This window comes from Rhodococcus coprophilus NBRC 100603, from assembly GCF_001895045.1.
Lineage (GTDB): Bacteria > Actinomycetota > Actinomycetes > Mycobacteriales > Mycobacteriaceae > Rhodococcus > Rhodococcus coprophilus.
Genome location: NZ_BDAM01000003.1, coordinates 1 through 20,530 on the forward strand (window position 1 = coordinate 1; position 20,530 = coordinate 20,530).

Annotated in this window: 17 protein-coding genes; 11 read left to right on the forward strand and 6 right to left on the reverse strand. The window is 66.8% G+C overall.

Annotated features, from left to right (window positions below):
* The 4 genes from sucB to RDCOP1_RS05805 form a co-directional block, all read left to right on the forward strand.
* On the forward strand, nt 1-1,128 hold a 1,128-nt coding region (sucB, locus tag RDCOP1_RS05790; protein ID WP_072699191.1), incomplete at its 5' end, for a 2-oxoglutarate dehydrogenase, E2 component, dihydrolipoamide succinyltransferase.
* A gap of 130 nt (nt 1,129-1,258) precedes the next feature.
* The gene (lipB, locus tag RDCOP1_RS05795) at nt 1,259-2,038 is read left to right on the forward strand and encodes a lipoyl(octanoyl) transferase LipB (RefSeq protein ID WP_072699192.1); all 780 of its coding nucleotides are present in this window, start codon (nt 1,259-1,261) and stop codon (nt 2,036-2,038) included.
* Nucleotides 2,039-2,093: 55 nt separating this feature from the next.
* Nucleotides 2,094-3,104: a lipoyl synthase gene (lipA, locus tag RDCOP1_RS05800; RefSeq protein ID WP_072699193.1), complete on the forward strand. Its 1,011-nt coding sequence runs from the start codon at nt 2,094-2,096 to the stop codon at nt 3,102-3,104.
* A 79-nt stretch (nt 3,105-3,183) separates the two neighbouring features.
* Entirely contained in the window at nt 3,184-3,924 is a 741-nt protein-coding gene (locus tag RDCOP1_RS05805; RefSeq protein ID WP_072699194.1) for a DUF4191 domain-containing protein, read from the forward strand.
* Between the two features lie 160 nt (nt 3,925-4,084).
* Here RDCOP1_RS05805 and RDCOP1_RS05810 read toward each other — a convergent pair whose 3' ends face one another.
* Nucleotides 4,085-4,471 (reverse strand): winged helix-turn-helix transcriptional regulator, encoded by a 387-nt coding sequence (locus RDCOP1_RS05810; RefSeq protein WP_072699195.1) that lies wholly within the window; start codon nt 4,469-4,471, stop codon nt 4,085-4,087.
* Nucleotides 4,472-4,616: 145 nt separating this feature from the next.
* On the opposite strand from RDCOP1_RS05810, the gene RDCOP1_RS05815 reads away from it, so the two are divergent.
* Nucleotides 4,617-5,285 (forward strand): SDR family NAD(P)-dependent oxidoreductase, encoded by a 669-nt coding sequence (locus RDCOP1_RS05815; RefSeq protein ID WP_072699196.1) that lies wholly within the window; start codon nt 4,617-4,619, stop codon nt 5,283-5,285.
* A gap of 54 nt (nt 5,286-5,339) precedes the next feature.
* On the opposite strand, the gene RDCOP1_RS05820 is transcribed toward RDCOP1_RS05815, so the two are convergent.
* Nucleotides 5,340-5,816 carry an RDD family protein gene (locus RDCOP1_RS05820; RefSeq protein ID WP_169848835.1) on the reverse strand — a complete coding sequence of 159 codons (477 nt, stop codon included), beginning with the start codon at nt 5,814-5,816 and terminating at the stop codon, nt 5,340-5,342.
* Nucleotides 5,817-6,026: 210 nt separating this feature from the next.
* Between RDCOP1_RS05820 and glnA (RDCOP1_RS05825) the strand changes: the two genes are divergently transcribed.
* On the forward strand, nt 6,027-7,463 hold the full coding sequence (glnA, locus tag RDCOP1_RS05825) for a type I glutamate--ammonia ligase (RefSeq protein WP_072699198.1): 1,437 nt from the start codon (nt 6,027-6,029) through the stop codon (nt 7,461-7,463).
* 239 nt (nt 7,464-7,702) lie between these two features.
* Here the strand turns inward: glnA (RDCOP1_RS05825) and RDCOP1_RS05830 are convergent, their stop codons facing one another.
* On the reverse strand, nt 7,703-8,566 hold the full coding sequence (locus RDCOP1_RS05830) for an SDR family oxidoreductase (RefSeq protein ID WP_072699199.1): 864 nt from the start codon (nt 8,564-8,566) through the stop codon (nt 7,703-7,705).
* A gap of 331 nt (nt 8,567-8,897) precedes the next feature.
* Here RDCOP1_RS05830 and RDCOP1_RS05835 point away from each other — a divergent pair, with 331 nt between their 5' ends.
* The 4 genes from RDCOP1_RS05835 to RDCOP1_RS05850 all read left to right on the forward strand — a co-directional run bounded on the left by RDCOP1_RS05835 (nt 8,898) and on the right by RDCOP1_RS05850 (nt 13,376).
* Entirely contained in the window at nt 8,898-9,746 is an 849-nt protein-coding gene (locus tag RDCOP1_RS05835; protein WP_072699200.1) for a helix-turn-helix transcriptional regulator, read from the forward strand.
* Nucleotides 9,747-9,998: 252 nt separating this feature from the next.
* Entirely contained in the window at nt 9,999-10,439 is a 441-nt protein-coding gene (locus tag RDCOP1_RS05840) for a Fur family transcriptional regulator (protein WP_072699618.1), read from the forward strand.
* A 35-nt stretch (nt 10,440-10,474) separates the two neighbouring features.
* Nucleotides 10,475-12,655 carry a catalase/peroxidase HPI gene (katG, locus tag RDCOP1_RS05845; protein WP_231922923.1) on the forward strand — a complete coding sequence of 727 codons (2,181 nt, stop codon included), beginning with the start codon at nt 10,475-10,477 and terminating at the stop codon, nt 12,653-12,655.
* Between the two features lie 394 nt (nt 12,656-13,049).
* Nucleotides 13,050-13,376, forward strand: a complete 327-nt coding sequence (locus RDCOP1_RS05850; protein WP_072699201.1) for a hypothetical protein — start codon at nt 13,050-13,052, stop codon at nt 13,374-13,376.
* Between the two features lie 13 nt (nt 13,377-13,389).
* Here the strand turns inward: RDCOP1_RS05850 and RDCOP1_RS05855 are convergent, their stop codons facing one another.
* The 3 genes from RDCOP1_RS05855 to RDCOP1_RS05865 all read right to left on the reverse strand — a co-directional run bounded on the left by RDCOP1_RS05855 (nt 13,390) and on the right by RDCOP1_RS05865 (nt 19,382).
* Nucleotides 13,390-16,404, reverse strand: a complete 3,015-nt coding sequence (locus tag RDCOP1_RS05855) for a bifunctional [glutamine synthetase] adenylyltransferase/[glutamine synthetase]-adenylyl-L-tyrosine phosphorylase (protein ID WP_072699620.1) — start codon at nt 16,402-16,404, stop codon at nt 13,390-13,392.
* A gap of 25 nt (nt 16,405-16,429) precedes the next feature.
* Nucleotides 16,430-17,767, reverse strand: a complete 1,338-nt coding sequence (glnA, locus tag RDCOP1_RS05860) for a type I glutamate--ammonia ligase (protein ID WP_072699202.1) — start codon at nt 17,765-17,767, stop codon at nt 16,430-16,432.
* A gap of 85 nt (nt 17,768-17,852) precedes the next feature.
* A complete protein-coding gene (locus RDCOP1_RS05865; RefSeq protein WP_072699203.1) occupies nt 17,853-19,382 on the reverse strand; it encodes an alpha/beta hydrolase in 1,530 nt (509 codons plus the stop codon).
* Between the two features lie 168 nt (nt 19,383-19,550).
* Between RDCOP1_RS05865 and panB the strand changes: the two genes are divergently transcribed.
* Nucleotides 19,551-20,402, forward strand: coding sequence for a 3-methyl-2-oxobutanoate hydroxymethyltransferase (gene panB / locus RDCOP1_RS05870; protein WP_072699204.1), 852 nt, complete (start codon nt 19,551-19,553; stop codon nt 20,400-20,402).
* Nucleotides 20,403-20,530: the final 128 nt, after the last annotated feature.

A 20,530-nucleotide genomic window follows, 5' to 3' on the forward strand; every position in this document is an offset into this window, starting at 1 on the left:
CCCGCCGAGCCCGAAGCGAAGCCCGCTCCCAAGCAGGAAGAGCCGAAGAAGGAAGCTCCGAAGCAGGAAGCACCCAAGCCGGCCGAGAAGCCCGCGGAGAGCAAGCCTGCCGCGGCTCCGAAGGTCGAGCAGGCTGCGTCGGCTCCGGCTCCGCAGGCTGTCGCCTCGTCGGCCTCGTCCAACGGCTCCAGCCCGTACGTCACTCCCCTCGTGCGCAAGCTCGCCGCGGAGAACGACGTCGACCTCGCCAGCGTCAAGGGCACCGGTGTCGGCGGCCGCATCCGTAAGCAGGACGTGCTGGCCGCAGCCGAAGCCAGGAAGGCCCCCGCTGCCGAGGAGAAGGCTCCCGCCAAGGCGGCCGCTCCGTCCGGTGCCGCACCGGGCGTGCGCCCCGAACTGGCAGATCTGCGCGGAACCACGCAGAGGGTCAACCGGATCCGGCAGATCACGGCCAAGAAGACCGTCGAGTCGCTGCAGACCACAGCACAGCTCACGCAGACCTTCGAGGTCGACATGACCAAGATCGCTCAGCTGCGCGCGCAGGCGAAGAAGTCGTTCGCCGAGCGCGAAGGCGTGAACCTCACCTTCCTGCCGTTCTTCGCGAAGGCGGTCGTCGAGGCGCTTCGGGCCCACCCGAACGTCAACGCGTCGTTCGACGAAAGCAAGAAGGAGATCACGTACCACGCGGCCGAGCACCTCGGCATCGCCGTGGACACCGAGCAGGGCCTGCTCTCCCCCGTGATCCACAACGCCGGCGACCTGTCGCTGGCAGGCCTGGCACGGGCCATCGCCGACCTCGCCAAGCGCACGCGCGGCGGCGGGCTCAAGCCCGACGAGCTGGCCGGCGGCACGTTCACGATCACCAACATCGGAAGCCAGGGTGCCCTGTTCGACACCCCGATCCTGGTGCCGCCGCAGGCAGCGATGCTGGGCACGGGTGCGATCGTCAAGCGCCCGGTCGTGGTGACCGACGAGACCGGTAACGAATCGATCGGCGTCCGGTCGATGTGCTACCTGCCGCTCACCTACGATCACCGGCTCATCGACGGCGCCGACGCCGGTCGATTCCTGACGACGATCAAGCATCGTCTCGAGGAAGCCGCGTTCGAGGCAGAACTCGGCCTGTGACGGCCTGACCGCCACAGCCGCGCTCCGCATAAGCGGGGGCTCCGTCGTCACGACGGGGCCCCCGCTTGCTGCTGTCCGGCCCCGGTAGGGGTCGTTCCGCCCCGACCCGACCGGCGTAAAGTCCGGGTACATGAGCAACCCCACCGCGTCCGCCCGTTCCGACAACGCACCGGTCACCGTGGTGCATCTCGGGTCGATCGGGTACCTCGAGGCGTGGGAGCGGCAGCGCGAGATCCTCGATGCGCGCGCCGACGGCACCTGCTCCGATACCCTGCTCCTCCTCGAGCATCCGCCCGTGTACACCGCGGGCCGGCGCACCGAGGACGGCGACCGTCCCACCGACGGCACTCCCGTGATCGACGTCGACCGGGGTGGAAAGATCACCTGGCACGGTCCCGGCCAGCTTGTCGGGTATCCGATCGTCAAGCTCGCCGAGCCCATCGACGTGGTCGGTTACGTCCGCCGGATCGAGCAGGCGCTCATCACGGTGTGCACGGACCTGGGTCTGACGTGCGGGCGCATCGAGGGCCGGTCCGGGGTCTGGCTGCCCGCGGAACTGCGCGACGGCCAGTGGGTACCTGAGCGGAAGATCGCGGCGATCGGAATCCGCGTGCAACGTGGCGTCACGATGCACGGCTTCTCCCTCAACTGCAATTCGGCGCTCGACGCGTTCGACTCGATCGTGCCGTGCGGGATCCGCGACGCCGGTGTCGCGTCGCTGACGGGAGAACTCGGCCGGGAAATCACGATCGACGACGTCACGCCGGCGGTGACCGAGGCTGTGCTCGATGCACTCGACGGAGGCATCCCCGTCACCGACGCGGACATCGACCGAGTCACCTTCGATGAGGCGGTCGCCGCCTCCGAAGGCTCTTCCACCGCCCCGGAATTCACCACTCTGAGGTTCTGACCTGCCGCGCTCCCCGACCGGATCCCGGCGCGAGCGCGGGCGTACGATCGAGGACGTGACTGTGGCCCCAGAAGGACGCAAACTGCTGCGGATCGAGACCCGAAACGCTCAGACGCCGATCGAACGTAAACCGAACTGGATCAAGACCCGGGCGAAGATGGGCCCGGAATACACCGAGCTCAAAGGCCTCGTACGACGTGAGGGTCTGCACACGGTCTGCGAAGAGGCCGGGTGTCCCAACATCTACGAGTGCTGGGAAGACCGTGAGGCGACGTTCCTGATCGGTGGTGAACAGTGCACGCGGCGCTGCGACTTCTGCCAGATCGACACCGGCAAGCCCGCGGCACTCGACCGTGACGAGCCGCGCCGTGTCGCCGAATCCGTTCAGGCGATGGGTCTTCGCTACTCGACGATCACCGGTGTCGCCCGCGACGACCTGCCCGACGGCGGTGCGTGGCTGTACGCCGAGACCGTGCGCCAGATCCACGAACTCAACCCGGGCACGGGTGTCGAGAATCTCATCCCGGACTTCAACGGCAAGCCCGACCTGCTGCGCGAGGTGTTCGAATCCCGCCCCGAGGTGCTCGCCCACAACCTCGAGACGGTGCCGCGGATCTTCAAGCGGATCCGCCCGGCCTTCCGCTACCAGCGCTCGCTCGACGTGATCACCGCCGCCCGCGAGTTCGGCCTCGTCACGAAGTCGAACCTCATCCTGGGCATGGGCGAGACCCCCGAAGAGGTCACCGAAGCGCTGCACGATCTCCACGACGCCGGATGCGACATCATCACCATCACCCAGTACCTGCGGCCGTCGCCGCGGCACCATCCCGTCGAGCGGTGGGTCAAGCCCGAGGAGTTCGTCGAGCACTCCGACACGGCCCGTTCGATCGGTTTCGCCGGTGTGATGGCCGGACCGCTGGTGCGGTCGTCGTACCGCGCAGGGCGTCTCTACGCACAGGCGATGGCACACCACGGCCGCGAACTCCCCGCGGCCCAGGCACATCTCGCCGAGGAGGGCACCGCGTCGCAGGAAGCGGGCTCCGTGCTCGCCCGATTCGGTAGCTGACGCTCCGTAACGGCACAGGGTTCCCGGTCGGCCCCGGTGGTGGCGAATACGCCTCCGCCGGGGCCGTATCCTTGACGGTATGGCGAAGGGCAGTAGCAGCGACAAGGAAGCGAAGGCTGCGGCGAAAGCCGCACGGAAGCAGGCGTCGAAGGAGCGTCGCGGCCAGTTGTGGCAGGCGTTCCAGATTCAGCGCAAGGAAGACAAGTTCCTCCTTCCGTGGATGATCGGGGCGCTCGTCGCATCGATCGTGGTGTTCTTCCTCATCGGGCTGATCTTCGGGATCCAGTGGTTCCTGTTGCCGATCGGCATCCTCGTCGGCGTGCTGCTCGCGTTCATCATCTTCGGACGCCGGGTCCAGAAATCGGTGTACACGAAGGCCGACGGACAAGCCGGTGCGGCCGCGTGGGCACTCGACAATCTTCAGGGCGCGTGGCGCGTCACCCAGGCTGTCGCCGGGACGACGCAGCTCGACGCGGTCCATCGCGTCATCGGCCGTCCGGGCGTCATCCTCGTCGGTGAGGGCAACCCCGGTCGCGTCAGGGGCCTGATGGCGCAGGAGAAGAAGCGGGTCTCCCGCCTCGTCGGCGACACCCCGATCTACGAGGTGGTCGTCGGCAACGAAGAAGGCCAGGTGAAGCTGTCGCAGCTGCAGAAGCATCTGTCGAAGCTGCCCCGAAACATCGACACCAAGCGCATGGACACCATCGAAGGCCGTCTGTCGGCGCTCAGCACCAAGAAGACCGGTCCGGCCATGCCGAAGGGTCCGTTGCCGGCCGGCGCGAAGATGCGCAGCGTGCAGCGCACGATCCGCCGCCGCTGACCCTGCGGTCCCCGACCGACCCACGCTCCGCGAAGACCGCCTCCGATTCACGACGAATCGGAGGCGGTCTTCGTTGTACGGCCGGGTGGCCCGAGTGGCCCTCGCCGACGGAGCACCGGAAGCGTGCCTTCCGACTTCCGGCAATGCACCCGGTTGTGGGTCATGTCCGGCCTTCGACCCGCGCGTCGTGGGCTGCACGGGCGGCGTCGATGTCATCGACGTTGGAAAATGCCCATTCGATCAAGGGCTGGACGGCCAGGCGCAGACTCTCTCCGGTCTCGGTCAGCGCATATGTGACCTGCGGGGGGACCGTGGGCGCCACCGTGCGCGAGACCAAGCCGTCACGCACGAGACGACGCAGAGTCACGGTGAGCATGCGCTGACTGATACCCACCACGACCCTCCGGGCCTGGCTGAATCGCAGCGGGCCTTGGCCCAATGCGGCTACGACATAGAGCGACCACTTGTCCGAGACCAGGTCGAGGACCTCCCTGGCTCGGGTTCCGCCTTGCCCGCAGATCGGGTCGAATGCGTCTTTGGCCTGCATGGTTACCTCCGGGGAACGACGGCACTCGAAAGTGCCTTCTTGACGACCCTAAGTCGGTTACCCAAAGTTACCAAGGAACCATTGATAACCGACAGGCTTCACTTCCCACCCCAGGGACGAAGATGCCGTTCAGAAGGAGCTCACCATGTCTACTGTTGCTGTCGTCGGCGCCGGCCCCGGCATGGGCCTGGCCATCGCCCGCACTTTCGGATCCCACGGCTTCGATGTGGCACTGCTCTCGCGCAGCCAGGACAACCTCGATACCCACGCCGCGACCCTCACTGCCGAGGGCATCACCGCCAAAGGGTTCGCGGCCGATGTCCTGGACACCGGTTCTTTGACCGGGGCCCTCGAGGCCGCGGCGGAGCACTTCGGCGGGATCGACGTGCTCGAGTATTCCCCGGGTGGACCCGACCCCAAGTTCGTTACGCCCAGCAGACTCACCGTCGCGGATGTGGACCTGCAGATGCGGTACCTGCTCTACGGCGCGATCGCCGCCACCGGTGTAGTGCTGCCCGCGATGCGGCAGGCCGGCACCGGCACCCTGCTGTTCACCACCGGCGCGGGCTCGGTGGATCCCACCCCGATGCTCGGTGACATCAACACCGCCGGCGCGGCCCTTCGCTCATGGGTGCTGAACCTCCACAAAGAGCTCGAACCCGAGGGCATTCAGGCCGCGCACGTGGCGATCGGGGCGTGGATCGGTGACCGCGCTCCGGAGGGCACGCCCAGCGCCTCCGCGGACCGGATCTCCCCGCTGTACTGGGACCTGCATATCGAGCGTGACCAGGCCGAGAGGATCTTTACTCCCTGACCACGCGATGGCCGCTGTTGCGTCCCGGCCGGCCTCGGATTCGACGGATATGCCCTAGCGTGCGCGGACGATGGCGGTACCGGTCGCGCGGTCGTGCAGGCCGCGCCCGTCGACATCGGTGACGGTGGCGGGGACGACGAAGACGATGAGCAACTGGCGGGCGAGCGCCCGGACGATACCCACCCGCACCGGTGCGTCCACCCGGGCGACGCGCAGCCCGGCGATGAACTGGCCGGGGGTGAACGAGAACAGCGTGACGGTGACGACACCGACGACGAACCAGATGATCAGCGTGTACGCCGAGAGCCGAGAGCTTTCGAGCGGATTCTCGCCGACCAGGCTCGCCGCGATCGCCATCGACAGGAACCAGTCGAGACAGAGGGCAAGCGCACGCCGTGCGGTCGAGACGAGGGACCCCGGCCCGTGCTCCGGAAGACCGAGCAGTTCCCCTGTGTAGGCCTGCTCCTGCTGTTGCCCCTTCGGGAGCGCTGCAGAAGGTCCGGAAAGCCAACTGCCCGTCATACGTGCCATACGTCCAGGATAGGCTGGTCGCTGCGGATCACCACGATCCCATGCACCGGCGGTGACCTCTACCACGTTTCTGCCCTGACAGCAGGGGCAATGCGAGCCGTAACACTGCCGAAACATAGGTTTGATGGGCGGGCAACACCAGGTCCATACCGTCTGATCCGACGCAGGCGCCCCAGCACCATGGCGCGCACCGACTGAAGGAGCACAAGCGTGGCGTTCACCACGGCCGAAGAGGTCATCAAGTACATCGCGGACGAAAACGTCGAGTACGTGGATATCCGCTTCACCGACCTGCCCGGCATCGAGCAGCACTTCTCGATCCCGGCGAAGGCGTTCAATCAGGACGTCTTCGAGGACGGCCTGGCCTTCGACGGCTCGTCCGTGCGTGGCTTCCAGTCCATCCACGAGTCGGACATGCTTTTGCTTCCGGACGTGACCACCGCGCGTATCGATCCCTTCCGTGCTGCCAAGACGCTCAACGTGAGCTTCTTCGTCCACGACCCCTTCACCCGCGAGTCGTACTCCCGCGACCCCCGCAACGTTGCGCGCAAGGCCGAGGAGTACCTGGTCAGCACCGGCATCGCCGACACCGCGTACTTCGGTGCCGAGGCCGAGTTCTACATCTTCGATTCCGTCTCCTACGACTCGAAGATGAACGGCTCGTTCTACGAGGTCGATTCGATCTCCGGCGCCTGGAACACCGGCGTGGACTACAACGCCGACGGCACCCCGAACCGCGGTTACAAGGTTCGCCCGAAGGGCGGCTACTTCCCCGTCGCTCCGTACGACCACTACGTGGACCTGCGCGACGAGATCTCCACCAACCTGCAGCTCGCGGGCTTCGAGCTCGAGCGCGCCCACCACGAGGTCGGCACCGGCGGACAGGCCGAGATCAACTACAAGTTCAACACGCTGCTCTCGGCAGCCGACGACCTGCAGCTGTTCAAGTACATCGTCAAGAACACCGCGTGGAAGAACGGCAAGACCGCCACCTTCATGCCGAAGCCCCTCTTCGGTGACAACGGCTCGGGCATGCACGTCCACCAGTCGCTGTGGAAGGACGGCAAGCCGCTGTTCCACGACGAGTCCGGCTACGCGGGTCTGTCCGACCTCGCCCGCTGGTACATCGGCGGCATCCTGCACCACGCGCCGTCGCTGCTCGCCTTCACCAACCCGACGATCAACTCGTACCACCGTCTGGTTCCGGGCTACGAGGCGCCGATCAACCTCGTCTACAGCCAGCGCAACCGTTCGGCCGCGGTCCGTATCCCGATCACGGGCAACAACCCGAAGGCCAAGCGCCTCGAGTTCCGCGCGCCCGACTCCTCGGGTAACCCGTACCTGAACTTCGCCGCGCAGATGATGGCCGGCCTGGACGGCATCAAGAAGAAGATCGAGCCGATGGCTCCGGTCGACAAGGACCTCTACGAGCTTCCTCCGGAGGAGGCCCGCAACATCCCGCAGGCTCCGACGTCGCTCAGCGCGGTCATCGACCGCCTCGAGTCCGACCACGAGTACCTCACCGAGGGTGGCGTGTTCACCACCGACCTGATCGAGACCTGGATCTCGCTCAAGCGTGAGCAGGAAATCGCTCCGGTCAACCTGCGCCCGCACCCGTACGAGTTCCAGCTGTACTTCGACTGCTGATTTCGTCACCCGGTCGAGCCGGCATGCGGGACTTCGTCCCGTCGCACTGCTTTGCAGCCGGTACGCAGTAGATCCACCGAGTCCACCCGCTCCGCGATGACAATCGCCGGGCGGGTGGACTCGTCTGCATGCGGACCCCTGTCGCGTCGACAAGGGGTGCATCCACCGGTCGACCTCGACAGGCCCGGCCCACAGCGACTGTCGCTGTGGGCCGGGCCTGGCGTTGTAGCGGGTGGTGGTCAGCCCTTCAGTGCCGACGTGACACTGGTCGCCATCGGGGTGGTGGGACGACCCAGCACGCTGCGCAAATCGTTGGTGACGTAGTCCAAGGCACCCTGCGAGATCGCGACATCGGCGTCGACGATCAATTCGACGACATGGTCGGGCAGCCCTGCCTGCTGCAGGATCCCTCTGTACTGCTCGGCGGGGACGTCGGTGTACGTGACGGGCACGCCCGACTGTGCCGCCACCTCGGCCGCCAGTTCGGACAGAGTCCACGCGGTGTCGCCGGTCAGGTCGTAGATCTTCCCGGCCTGATCGTCGAGGGTCAGGATGATCGCGGCCGCTTCCGCAAGGTCGGCGCGGCTGGCCGAGGCCATCCGGCCGTTACCCGCGCTTCCGATGAGTGCGCCGTACTGGACGGCGTTCCCGATAGCTGCCGTGTGGTTTTCGGCGTACCAGCCGTTTCGCAATATGACGGCGGGCAGCCCGGAGGCAGCGATGGCCTGTTCGGTGGCGCGGTGTACGCGGGCCAATCCCATCGTGTTGGTGGGAGCGTTCGTGACAGACGTGTAGGCGAGAAGACTCACACCGGCCTCCGTCGCGGCGTCGATGACGGCCTGGTGCTGCTGGATACGCTTCGCGTCTGCCCCCGCAGGAGTCGAGACCAACAAGACCTTGTCGGCACCCTCAAAAGCAGCCGGCAGCGTCTCGGGCAGGTCGTAGTCGGCTCGGCGGAACTCGACACCCGACGCATCGAACTCCGCGGATCCGGACGAGTCGCGACCCGCCGCGACGATTCGGTCGGCCGGGACTCCCCGCTCGAGGAGGTGGCTGATGACCTGGTGCCCCAGTTGACCTGTGGCTCCGGTGACGACGATCATGAATTCGTTCTTTCTGGTAAACGGATGGTGCAGGTGCAGCCACCAGGCACGTCGATCCGTTTGCCGATTCGGAGAATCGACGACGTCGTCGTCTCCTCGGTCTGCGACCGAGCACGAAGCCTGAGCGGCTCGCTTGTTCCTGGGAGATATGGATTCCCGGTCCCGGACTTTCGTCCATGGCACCGGCCCTGATGACTATCGTGTCGAGACTACGGTGCACATGCGGCGGGGACCAGAGAAGGATCTTCCTGGTACTCCCCTTCCCAGGCTGTGTTGTGGGTGGGAACAGCAGTACCAGCCGCGCCGCACCGACCACTGGGACAATGGAGTCATGAGTTCGTCGGACGAGTTGGCAGCGGTACTGAGGGTGTGGCGCGAACGCCTGACGCCACAGATGGCCGGCCTCCCTGCGAACACGGCTCGACGCACGAAGGGTCTGCGACGCGAAGAACTTGCGGTGCTGGCGTCCGTGTCCGCCGACTACATCGTGCGACTCGAGCAGGGGCGCTCCTCGGCTCCTTCGGTGCAGGTGTGTGTCGCTCTTGCCCAGGCATTGCAGCTCAGCGACACCGAACAGGAACACCTGTTCCGTCTTGCCGGGCACGCCGCCGGTTGTCGACGTATCAGCCGACTGGTGCCCTCGAGCATCCGTCGGCTGGTGGAACGCACGGGCGAACGTCCGGTGGCCGTCTTCGACGCGATGTGGAACCTCCTGCTCTGGAACCCGATGTGGGCGGCCCTGACCGGCGACCCCTCCTCGTTGCGGGCAGCCGACCGGAACCTGTTGTGGCTTCACTTCACCGGCGCGTCGGATTGCCATATGTACGGCCCCGACAGTGCCGAAGCTCTCGATGCGTCTCTGGTCGGTGATCTGCGTCGCAGCGCCGGGCGTTACCCCGATGATCCCGAGTTGAAGCAGCTCGTCGCACGGCTGAACGAGGCGAGCGTGCAGTTCCGCGAACTCTGGTCGCGACATCAGATCGATGAACATGGGCCGACGATCAAGCGGATCGTGCACTCCGAGGTCGGAACCCTCGATCTGGACTGCGACATTCTCACCACCCAACGCCACGACCTGCGGATCATGATGTACACCGCTGAACCTGGCAGCGAATCCGACAGCAAGCTCGCCTTACTCGGAACGATCGGCATTCAGAAGGTGTCGGCCGACTTCGCGTAGTGGTGTGGTGATTTGCGCCGAATGGCCGGTTGCTACTCCCTCCGCGTACATGCCCAGGCAAGCGTCGTCCCATGGTCCGGGCCTTCCGAGCCCGCCCGACAGCCAGCCCGATGAACAGTGCACGCTGCGGCGCCGTCGGGCACCGCGCGCACGGCCCGGACGCCACTCATCGCTGTGCAGCTCGCTCCGAACGCAGGCGACGGATCGGCCGAAATCACGACTCATTCCAGAAAGGTGAGTCATAGTGGGGTGGTGCCCACCTCCAGGGAAGCAGCACAGCAGTTGCGCGCAGCAGATCTTCGCGTGACGCGGCAGCGGGTCGCCGTTCTCGACGCGGTTGCTACGTATCCGCACACCGATGCCGAGACGATCTTCGGCGCGGTCCGCATCGCGCTTCCGGGAGTTTCACGGCACACCGTCTACGACATTCTCAGTGCGCTGACCTCGCGGGGCATCCTCCGGCGGATCGAGCCGTCCGGGTCCTCAGCGCGTTACGAGCGCCGCGTCGACAACCATCATCACCTCGTCTGCCGGTCCTGTGGCGTCATTGCAGACGTGAACCACGCGACCGGTGAGGCCCCGTGCCTCACCGGGTACGACGGTGCCGGTTTCGCGATAGACGAGACCGAAGTCGTCTTCTGGGGCCTGTGCGCCGCATGCTCACCATCGGAAGCTTCTCGACCGCAGCCCTGATAGGTCCGATCCACCCAGATCCGGAAGGAACCGCAGTGTCCGAAAGCGAAAACCCGGCAGTCCCCGCCCCCAAGCCCCAACCTCATCGACCGAGGACGACGCTGGACTGGTGGCCGGATCAGCTCAACCTCCAGGTACTGCACCAGCATTCGCCCATGGCGAACCCCATGTCACCGGACTTCGACTACCGCAAAGAGTTCGAGAAACTCGACGTCGAAGCACTCCGTCAGGACCTCGTGGCACTGATGACCGACTCGCAGGAGTGGTGGCCCGCTGACTTCGGGCACTACGGCGGGCTGTTCATCCGCATGAGCTGGCATTCGGCCGGTACCTACCGCATCGCCGACGGCCGAGGCGGCGGCGGTAAAGGCGCCCAGCGGTTCGCACCGTTGAACAGCTGGCCTGACAACGTCAGTCTCGACAAGGCCCGTCGCCTGCTCTGGCCGATCAAGCAGAAGTACGGCCGGAGCCTCTCCTGGGCAGATCTGATCGTCTTCGCCGGCAACGTCGCATACGAATCGATGGGATTCAAGACGTTCGGCTTCGCATTCGGTCGCGAGGACATCTGGGAAGCCGACGAGGTGTTCTGGGGTCCCGAGGACACCTGGCTCGGCGACGAGCGCTATGCCGGCGAGCGCGAATTGCAGGGCCCCCTGGGCGCCGTCCAGATGGGCCTGATCTACGTCAATCCGGAAGGCCCGAACGGTAATCCGGAGATCCTCGCGTCGGGTCGCGACATTCGCGAGACGTTCGCCCGCATGGCGATGAACGACGTCGAAACCGCCGCATTGATCGTCGGCGGCCACACCGTCGGCAAGACGCACGGTGCCGCGCCCGCCGACAATCTCGGTCCCGAACCGGAGGCAGCGCCCCTCGAACAACAGGGTCTCGGCTGGAAGAACTCGTACGGCACCGGTGCCGGGCCGGATGCAATCACCAGCGGCATCGAGGTCACCTGGACACCCACGCCCACGAAGTGGGACAACAGCTTCCTCGAGATGCTGTACGGCTTCGAATGGGAGAAGACCAAGAGTCCCGCGGGTGCCTGGCAATGGACGCCGAAGGACAACGCCGGGTCGGATATCGTGCCCGACCCGTTCGACTCGTCGAAGAAGCACGCCCCCGGGATGCTGACGAGCGACCTCGCGCTGCGGTACGACCCCGTCTACGGCGAGATCACCCGCCGCTGGCTCGACCACCCCGAAGAACTCGAAGCGGAGTTCGCCAAGGCTTGGTACAAGCTGCTGCATCGCGACATGGGGCCGCTCTCGCGGTACCTCGGACCGTGGATTCCGGAGCCACAATTGTGGCAGGACCCCGTCCCGGAGGTCGACCACGAACTCGTCGGTGACGCCGACATCGCGTCGCTCAAGAGCACCGTGCTCGACTCGGGGCTGACCGTCCCACAGTTGGTGGCGACCGCGTGGGCGTCGGCGGCGAGCTTCCGCGGCACCGACATGCGCGGCGGCGCGAACGGCGCGCGGGTGCGGCTCGAGCCGCAGAAGAATTGGGAGGCCAACGAGCCTGCCCAGCTCAACGCGGTTTTGCCCGTACTCGAGCGGATCCGGGACGAGTTCAACTCTTCGGGCGGCAGCAAGAAGATCTCGCTCGCGGACCTCATCGTGCTCGCCGGCAGCGCCGCGGTCGAGAAGGCGGCCAAAGACGCCGGGCACGACATCACGGTGCCGTTCTCGCCCGGCCGGACCGATGCGACTCAGGAGATGACCGATGTCGAGTCGTTCTCGGTGCTCGAGCCGAAGAGCGACGGGTTCCGCAATTTCCTGCAGGGCGGCGAGAAGCTTCCTCCCGAGAAGCTGCTGCTCGACCGTGCGAATCTCCTGACGCTGACCGCGCCGGAAATGACGGTACTCGTCGGGGGCTTCCGGGCTCTCGGAACAAATCACGGAGGCAGCACCCACGGTGTGCTCACCGACCGGCCGCAGGTGCTGACCAACGACTTCTTCCGCAATCTGCTCGACATGGGCACGGAGTGGAAGGTGTCGGAATCGTCGGAGGGCGTGTACGAAGGTCGCGCTCGCGGCAACAGCGAGGTCAAATGGACGGCGACCGCCGTCGATCTGGTCTTCGGTGCGAACGCCCAGTTGCGGGCGTTGTCGGAGGCGTACGGCACCGACGATGCGCAGCCTCAGTTCGTTCAGGACTTCGTCAAGGCGTGGACCAAGGTGATGAATCTGGACCGGTTCGATCTGGCCTGATCCGTCCGGGAACGGTGCCGCGAACCGGCACCGCGACACCGAAGCCACCCGTCGCACGTCGGCGGGTGGCTTCGTCGTGTGTGGACGGTCGTGCGCCGGCTGAGTCGAAGGCCCCCGGAATCCGACGCACCGGCGTACTGTTGTAGTGCCATTGACGGTGACCTCGATCACGCCGATGGCGATGGAGAACATTTCTTTGCGTCGGGGCAAAGACAGGGATACGCCGCCTGCGTCACGGCACCCGATTCTCCGGTCGCCGCGTCCGTTGCCGACGCGACGCCTGTCGTTGCGTATCCGGTCGTCGTGCGAGAACGCCTGCGCGTTCGGCCCAGTCGAACCCGGGCTCGTGCCCGGCCGAGTACGCCGAACGACATGTCTCCTGGAGGAGACCGTGATGCGCAGAATCATCCTCGGGGCTGCGGCTTGTTCCGCTGCCCTGCTCGTAAGCAGTCTCGGCGCCGGCGTTGCGGGTGCCCAGACAGATATCTCGACCGTGGGAATGTCCCAGGAACAGGCCGAGGCCACGCTGTCGGAGGCCGGCGTCGAGTACATCATCCTCAGCCGCTCGGGCAGCACCCTACAGAACTGCAACGTGACCGAGCAGCGCGACCGCGGCTACGACACCGAGGTCGAATACTCGTGGGACGCCGACGACCAGGAGTGGGACAAGACCGAGACGCTGGTCTGGCGTGGCGTCGCCCTGGTCGTTTTCTGCGACTGACCCTCAGCCGCCGTCAGGCACCGAACACCCGCTCGACCACTGCTCGCGCACGACGGGTGACGCGCAGATAGTGGTCGAGATACTCCGAGGCGTCTTCGCCCTGCCACCCGGTCACTCTCGCAACCGCTGTGAGAAGCCTTCCCGGACCGGGCAATTGGTCGGTGCGTTTACCCCGGACCAGCACCAGCGCGTTGCGCGCACTGGTGGCGGTGATCCATGCGTCGCGCAGCAACTCGACATCCGAGGCGCTGATCAACTCCGCCGCGCCGATCGCGTCGAGGGTTTCGAGCGTCGACGTGTTGTGCAGCGCCTCGATGCGGTGGGCGTACAGCAACTGGAGCAACTGCACGGTCCATTCGATGTCTGCCAGCGCACCGCGGCCCAGTTTCGTGTGGGTCGCGGGATCGGCTCCGCGGGGCAGACGTTCCGAATCGACGCGCGCCTTGATCCGGCGGATCTCCCGCACTCCCTCCTGCGACAGGCCACCCTCCGGATAGCGCACCTTGTCGATCATGCGCAGGAAGCGCGTTCCCAGTTCCGGGTCGCCGGCGACGGCGTGCGCACGCAGCAGCGCCTGCACCTCCCACACCTCTGCCCACTGGGTGTAGTACGCCTCGTACGACGTGAGGGTCCGCACCAGAGGCCCGCTGCGGCCCTCCGGCCGCAGGTTCAGGTCGACCTCGAGGGGCGGATCCGTGCTCGGCGCACCAAGGAACTTCCGCACCTGCTCGGCGACGGTCGTCGCCCATTTCACGGCGTCGGTGTCGTCGGCGTCCGCGTGCGGTTCGCAGACGAACAGCACGTCGGCGTCGGAGCCGTAGCCGAGTTCGGCGCCCCCGAGACGCCCCATCCCGATCACCGCGATCCGCGCGGGCGCCGGTCCGCGTGAACTTTCCGACGCGCGGATCACTGCGGTAAGCGCGGCTTCGAGTACCCCGGCCCACACCGTCGACAGCGCTTCGCACACCGCGGGCACGTCGAGCATGCCGAGGATGTCCGCGCTCGCGATCCGGGCGAGTTCGGCGCGGCGCAACGAGCGGGCGGCAAGGATTGCGCGCGCCGGATCGCCGTACCGCGACGACGACGCGACCAGCGCGCGGGCGACCTCGGCGGGTTTCGGTTCGAGCAACCGCGGACCGTTCGGGCCGTCGGCGTACAACCGGAGCACCTCCGGCGACTTCACGAGCAGATCCGCTACATATGCCGATGATCCGAGCACCGTCATGAGGCGTTCTGCCACCGCCGGTTCGTCACGCAGCACTCGCAGGAACCACACGGTGTCGTACAGCGCATCGGACAGACGACGATACGCCAGCAACCCGGCATCGGGATCGACTGTGTCGGCGAGATATTCGAGCAGTTGCGGTAGCAACATCGCCTGGATGCGCGCCTTACGGGACGCGCCGCCGGACAGGGCCGTGAGATGGTCGAGCGCATGCCCGGGCGCGCTGTAGCCGAGCGCGGCGAGTTGGCGGACGGCGGCGTCCGGGGAGAGCCGGACGGCTTCCTTGTCAAGCTTGCTCACCGACTCGAGGAGTGGCCGGTAGAACAGTTTCGCGTGCAGTTTCCGGACCCGCGACGAGTTGCGTTTGATCTCGGATTCGAGCACACCCAGGGCGTCCTTGCGCCCGTCCGCACGCATGTGCGACGCACGGGCGAGCCAGCGCAGGGCTTCCCGGTCGTCGGCGGGCGGCAGCGTGTGGGTGCGCTTGAGCCGCTGCAACTGGAGCCGGTGCTCGAGCAGACGGAGGAATTCGTAGGACGCGCGGAGGTTCGCCGCGTCGTCGCGGCCGATGTAGCCACCGTCGGCGAGTGCCCCGAGCGCCTCGACCGTATTGGGGACCCGCAGCGATTCGTCGACGCGGCCGTGGACCAGCTGGAGCAACTGCACCGCGAACTCCACGTCGCGGATGCTTCCGCGACCGAGTTTGAGTTCACGTTCCTGCAACTCGGGGGGCACCAGGTCTTCGACGCGGCGGCGCATCGCCTGCACCTCCGGCACGAAGTCCTCACGCTCGGACGCCGTCCACACCATCGGGCTCAGTGCCTCGATGTACCGCCGGCCGAGGTCCAGATCCCCCGCCATCGGCCGGGCCTTGAGAAGCGCCTGGAACTCCCAGGTCTTGGCCCACCGGTTGTAGTAGGCGACGTGCGACTCGAGGGTGCGGACCAGCTCGCCACGCTTGCCCTCCGGGCGCAGCGCAGCGTCCACCTCGAAGAACGCGGAGGTGCCGATCCGCATCATTTCGCCGGCGATCCGGCTCGCCCGCGAATCGGCGGGCTCGGCGACGAAGACCACGTCGACGTCGCTGACATAGTTCAGTTCCCGCGCACCGCATTTGCCCATGGCGATCACGGCGAGGTGGATCGGGCAGGGCCCGTCGGGGACGACCGTCGACACGGCGACCGCGAGCGCTGCCGTCAGCGCCGCGTCGGCGAGGTCTGCGAGCAGCGCGCCCACCTCGAGGTACGGCAGGACCGGTTCGTTCTCCACGGTCGCGGCGAGGTCGGCGGCCGCGATGATCATGAGCTGGTCGCGATACGCGGTCCGCAGCGCCGCGACTGCGGCAGGGCCGGTGATCTCGGCGCGGTAGAGCAACCGGCCGGCGCTCCCACCGGGCTCCGGGTACGCCTGGACGCTGTCGAGCATCCTCGCGGTGAAGGTGTGCTTGTCGGGCAGGTCCAGGGAACCTTCGAGCAGCCGCCAGCCGGCCGGATTGGCGACCACGTGGTCACCGAATGCGGAGGACGCCCCGAACAGGCCGAACAGCCGACCACGCAGGCCCTTGTCCACGCGCAGCGCGGAGTCGAGTTCGGCCCAGCCCTCCTCGCCGAGGCTGTCGGCGAGGCGGGCGAGGGTACGCAGCGCCAGATCCGCGTTGGCGGCCCGAGACAACGCCCACAGCAGTTCGACGCTCTCCGCGTCGTTCCAGCCGAGCCGTTGCAACTCTTCGGGGGCGGTCGGCTCGACGAGGCCGAGCCGACCGGGAGCCGGGACAGTGGAACGAGAAGTCGGCGGTTTCACCACCACATCATCCGCCATCGCCGAACTATTACAGCCCCAAGTACTGCTCGAGCTCGAACGGCGTGACCTGACTACGGTAGTTCTCCCATTCCCGCCACTTGTTGCGCAGGAAATAATCGAACACGTGCTCGCCGAGTGTCTCGGCGACCAACTCGGACTTCTCCATCTCGCGGAGCGCGATGTCGAGGTCGGTGGGCAGCTCGCGATAGCCCATCGCGCGACGCTCCGCCGACGTCAGCGACCACACGTCGTCCTCGGACTCGGGCGGGAGTTCGTACCCCTTCTCGATGCCGCGCAACCCGGCTGCGAGCAGGACCGCGAACGCGAGGTACGGGTTGCAGGCCGAGTCCGGCGTGCGGATCTCTACGCGACGCGACGACGCCTTGTTCGGCGTGTACATCGGGACACGGACGAGGGCCGAACGGTTCGACGGACCCCAGCTCGCTGCGGTCGGCGCTTCACCGCCGTGCACGAGGCGCTTGTAGGAGTTGACCCACTGGTTGGTGACCGCGCTGATCTCGTTGGAGTGCTCGAGGATACCGGCGATGAACGCCTTCCCGGTCGCCGAGAGCTGCAGCGGGTCGTCGGGATCGTGGAACGCGTTGGTTTCGCCCTCGAACAGCGACATGTGGGTGTGCATGGCCGACCCCGCATGGTCGCGGAAGGGCTTCGGCATGAAGGTCGCGCGCACACCTTCCTGCATCGCGATCTCCTTGACCACGTAGCGGAAGGTCATGACGTTGTCTGCCATGGACAGCGCGTCGGCGTACCGCAGGTCGATCTCCTGCTGGCCGGGAGCCGTCTCGTGGTGGCTGAACTCGACCGAGATCCCCATGGACTCGAGCGCGTCGATGGCATGCCGGCGGAAGTGCGGTGCGGACCGATGGACGGATTGGTCGAAGTACCCACCCATGTCGGCGGGGACGGGCGCAGCGCCTTCTTCGCCGTTCTCCACCAGGAAGAACTCGATCTCGGGGTGCACGTAGCAGCTGAAGCCGAGATCGGACGCCTTGTTGAGCTGACGTCGCAGGACATGCCGCGGGTCGGCCCAGCTGGGCGTGCCGCCCGGCATGGTGATGTCGCAGAACATGCGCGCGGAGTACTGGTGACCCCGGTCGTCGGTCCACGGCAGCACCTGGAAGGTCGTCGCGTCGGGTCGGGCGACCATGTCCGCTTCCGAGATGCGGGAGAACCCCTCGATGGCCGAGCCGTCGAAGCCGATGCCCTCCTCGAAGGCCCCCTCGAGTTCGGCCGGGGCAATCGCCACGGATTTCAAGGTGCCGACCACGTCGGTGAACCACAGGCGAACGAACCGAATGTCGCGCTCTTCGAGGGTGCGGAGCACGAACTCCTTCTGGCGATCCATATCCGCGAGAGTAGGCATCATCCGTTAATTCCGTGTTACATACATGCCTTCGTGCCCATGGCGTGTTGCTCACATCTTGCCGCACTCAGCAGTGAGGGTCGCTTCCGGGGACCTCGAGATCGATCAAATACCTGGTCACAGCGCTGTCGACGCATTCCTCACCGTCGAACACGACGGTGTGCTGGGTTCCCTCGAAAGTCACCAGCGCGCCACCCAGATACTCGGCAAGTTCCACACCGGCGAGATAGGGGGTGGCCGGATCGGCGGTCGTGGACACCACCAGCACGGGCGCGAGCCCGGAAAGGTCGGCCACCTCCGTGCCGGATGTCGGCGGGACGGGCCAGAACGCACACACGTCGAGTGCGGCGGATCCGTTGCCGCGCCCGTCGTCGAGGAACGGGGCAGCCTCCCGGAAGCGGGTGTCGATTTCCCCGGCGAGCGCCCGGTCGGTCACGGGCTCGTCGTCGACGCATCGAACCGCGTCGAACGCGGCCGTGATGTTGCTGTAGCTGCCGTCGTCACCGCGACCTTCGTACAGGTCGGCGAGCAGCAGGAGGGTGTCCCCGGTGCCGCTGGTCGCCAGGGACTCCAGCCCGCCGCGCAGCGACCCCCACAGGGCCGGCGAGTACAGGGCTTGCTGGACCCCGGTGATGGCGTCGCCGTAGCTCAGGCCGCGCGGGTCGGTTGTGGGAGCGGGTGTTTCGAGCAGCGGCCCGACGAGGGCGCGGAACCGCTCCACGGCCTGGGAGGGGTCCGTGCCGAGCGGACATCCGTCGTAGCCCGCGCAGTAGTTCGCGAAGTCCTCGAAGGCGCGTTGGAAGCCCTCCGCCTGCAGCAACATCTCCTCGACCGGATCCTGATCCGGATCGATCGCGCCGTCGAGCACCATCGCGCGCACCCGGTCGGGAAACTTTTGGGCGTACTCGGCACCGATCCGGGTGCCGTACGAGAAGCCGAGGTAGTTCAGCCGGTCGTCGCCGAGTACGCCGCGCACGACGTCCATGTCGCGCACCACCTCACGGGTGCCGACGTGCGCCAGCACGTCCACACCCGTGCGCTCGGCGCACAGATCTGCGTACTCCCGGTTGAGCTTTTCCGCCTCTGCGATGCCCGCGGGGCTGGTGTCGCCCGGGTCGAGGGCGCGGTCGGCGTCGGTTTCCGCGGCCGTGCGGCACACGATCCCCGGTTCGGAGGAGCCGATCCCGCGCGGGTCCATCCCGATGACGTCGAAGCGCTCGGCGACCGGAGTTCCGTCCGCGACCAGCGCGACCGACAATCCCGATGCGCCCGGGCCACCCGGATTGGTCAGCAGTGACCCGATCCGCTCCCCACCGGCCCGAGACCGCGACAATGCGATCGAGACGGTCTCTCCCGCGGGGTCGCCGTAATCGAGCGGGACGGAGATGCGCGCGCACTCCACGCCGTTCCGGGCGAGCACGGGGCCGTCGGTTCCGTATCCCGCGCACGACTCCCAGCGCACGCTCTGTCGGTAGAACTGCTCGAGTTCCGCCGGCACCCCGGCATCCGACGGTGGTTGCACGGCAGCCGGCGCCGAGCACCCCAGGACGGTCAGCGCTGCGACGAAGGCCACCGCGACCGGACGGAACAGGCGCATTCGGGAAGATTTCGACACACGCCGATCGTCCCACGAGCCGATATATCGCCTGCGCTGTGACCAAACGCACCGCCGGGTGGTCTTCGGGCACCGACCGACGGTGGCAGACTGAGACGGTCATCACCCAACCCGGGGACCCCTAGGGCCTCGAGGCAGAAAGGGACAGCGATGTCCGAAAACATGACGCCCGTGTACGGCGGTTCCGCTCCCGCCGCCGATGCACCCAAGCGCAAGACTCGAGTCCAGCACCTGCTCGCGATGAAGGCCGAAGGCCGCCGCTGGGCAGAACTGACCGCCTACGACTACTCCTCGGCGCGAATCTTCGAAGAAGCCGGCATTCCGGTTCTTCTCGTCGGCGACTCCGCCGCGAATGTCGTCTACGGCTACGACACCACCGTTCCGGTCACCATCGACGAACTGCTCCCCTTGGTCCGTGGTGTGGTGCGCGGCGCCCCCCACGCGCTCGTCATCGCCGATCTGCCGTTCGGCTCGTACGAGGCGTCCCCCGAGCAGGCGCTCGCGACCTCCATCCGGTTCATGAAGGAAGGTGGCGCGCACGCGGTCAAGCTCGAAGGCGGAGAACGGGTCGCCCCGCAGATCGCCGCGATCACTGCGGCCGGCATTCCGGTGCAGGCGCACATCGGTTTCACTCCTCAGTCCGTCAACTCGCTCGGCGGTTTCCGCGTGCAGGGCCGCGGCGACGGCGCCGAGCAGCTCATCGCGGACGCGATCGCAGTCCAGGAAGCCGGCGCCTTCTCCGTGGTGATGGAGATGGTGCCCGCCCAGCTGGCCGGTCAGGTCACGAGCAAGCTGACCATCCCGACGGTCGGTATCGGCGCCGGAAACGAATGCGACGCCCAGGTTCTCGTGTGGCAGGACATGGCCGGCTACACGAGTGGAAAGACCGCGAAGTTCGTCAAGAAGTTCGGTGCCGTGGGCGACGAACTGCGGCGCGCCGCGGGGCAGTACGCGGAAGAGGTCGCCGCGGGTACGTTCCCCGGCCCCGAGCATTCCTTCTGAGCTCCCGAACCACAGAAGCGAGAAGCCCTTCCCCCAGCGTATGGGGGGAAGGGCTTCTCACTGTGATGTGCGTCCCCCGCTCCGGACGGGGCAGCCTCACCGCCACATCGCAATTCGGTGGCACACTC

What these genes read in the sequence shown, in the direction of transcription:
- lipB (WP_072699192.1), top strand. Translation starts at nt 1,259, where the DNA reads ATGAGCAACCCCACCGCGTCCGCCCGTTCCGACAACGCACCGGTCACC.
- panB (WP_072699204.1), top strand. Translation starts at nt 19,551, where the DNA reads ATGTCCGAAAACATGACGCCCGTGTACGGCGGTTCCGCTCCCGCCGCC.
- RDCOP1_RS05835 (WP_072699200.1), top strand. Translation starts at nt 8,898, where the DNA reads ATGAGTTCGTCGGACGAGTTGGCAGCGGTACTGAGGGTGTGGCGCGAA.
- RDCOP1_RS05830 (WP_072699199.1), bottom strand. Translation starts at nt 8,566, where the DNA reads ATGATCGTCGTCACCGGAGCCACAGGTCAACTGGGGCACCAGGTCATC.
- RDCOP1_RS05850 (WP_072699201.1), top strand. Translation starts at nt 13,050, where the DNA reads ATGCGCAGAATCATCCTCGGGGCTGCGGCTTGTTCCGCTGCCCTGCTC.
- glnA (WP_072699202.1), bottom strand. Translation starts at nt 17,767, where the DNA reads ATGGATCGCCAGAAGGAGTTCGTGCTCCGCACCCTCGAAGAGCGCGAC.
- RDCOP1_RS05805 (WP_072699194.1), top strand. Translation starts at nt 3,184, where the DNA reads ATGGCGAAGGGCAGTAGCAGCGACAAGGAAGCGAAGGCTGCGGCGAAA.
- RDCOP1_RS05820 (WP_169848835.1), bottom strand. Translation starts at nt 5,816, where the DNA reads ATGGCACGTATGACGGGCAGTTGGCTTTCCGGACCTTCTGCAGCGCTC.
- RDCOP1_RS05815 (WP_072699196.1), top strand. Translation starts at nt 4,617, where the DNA reads ATGTCTACTGTTGCTGTCGTCGGCGCCGGCCCCGGCATGGGCCTGGCC.
- RDCOP1_RS05865 (WP_072699203.1), bottom strand. Translation starts at nt 19,382, where the DNA reads ATGCGCCTGTTCCGTCCGGTCGCGGTGGCCTTCGTCGCAGCGCTGACC.
- RDCOP1_RS05810 (WP_072699195.1), bottom strand. Translation starts at nt 4,471, where the DNA reads ATGCAGGCCAAAGACGCATTCGACCCGATCTGCGGGCAAGGCGGAACC.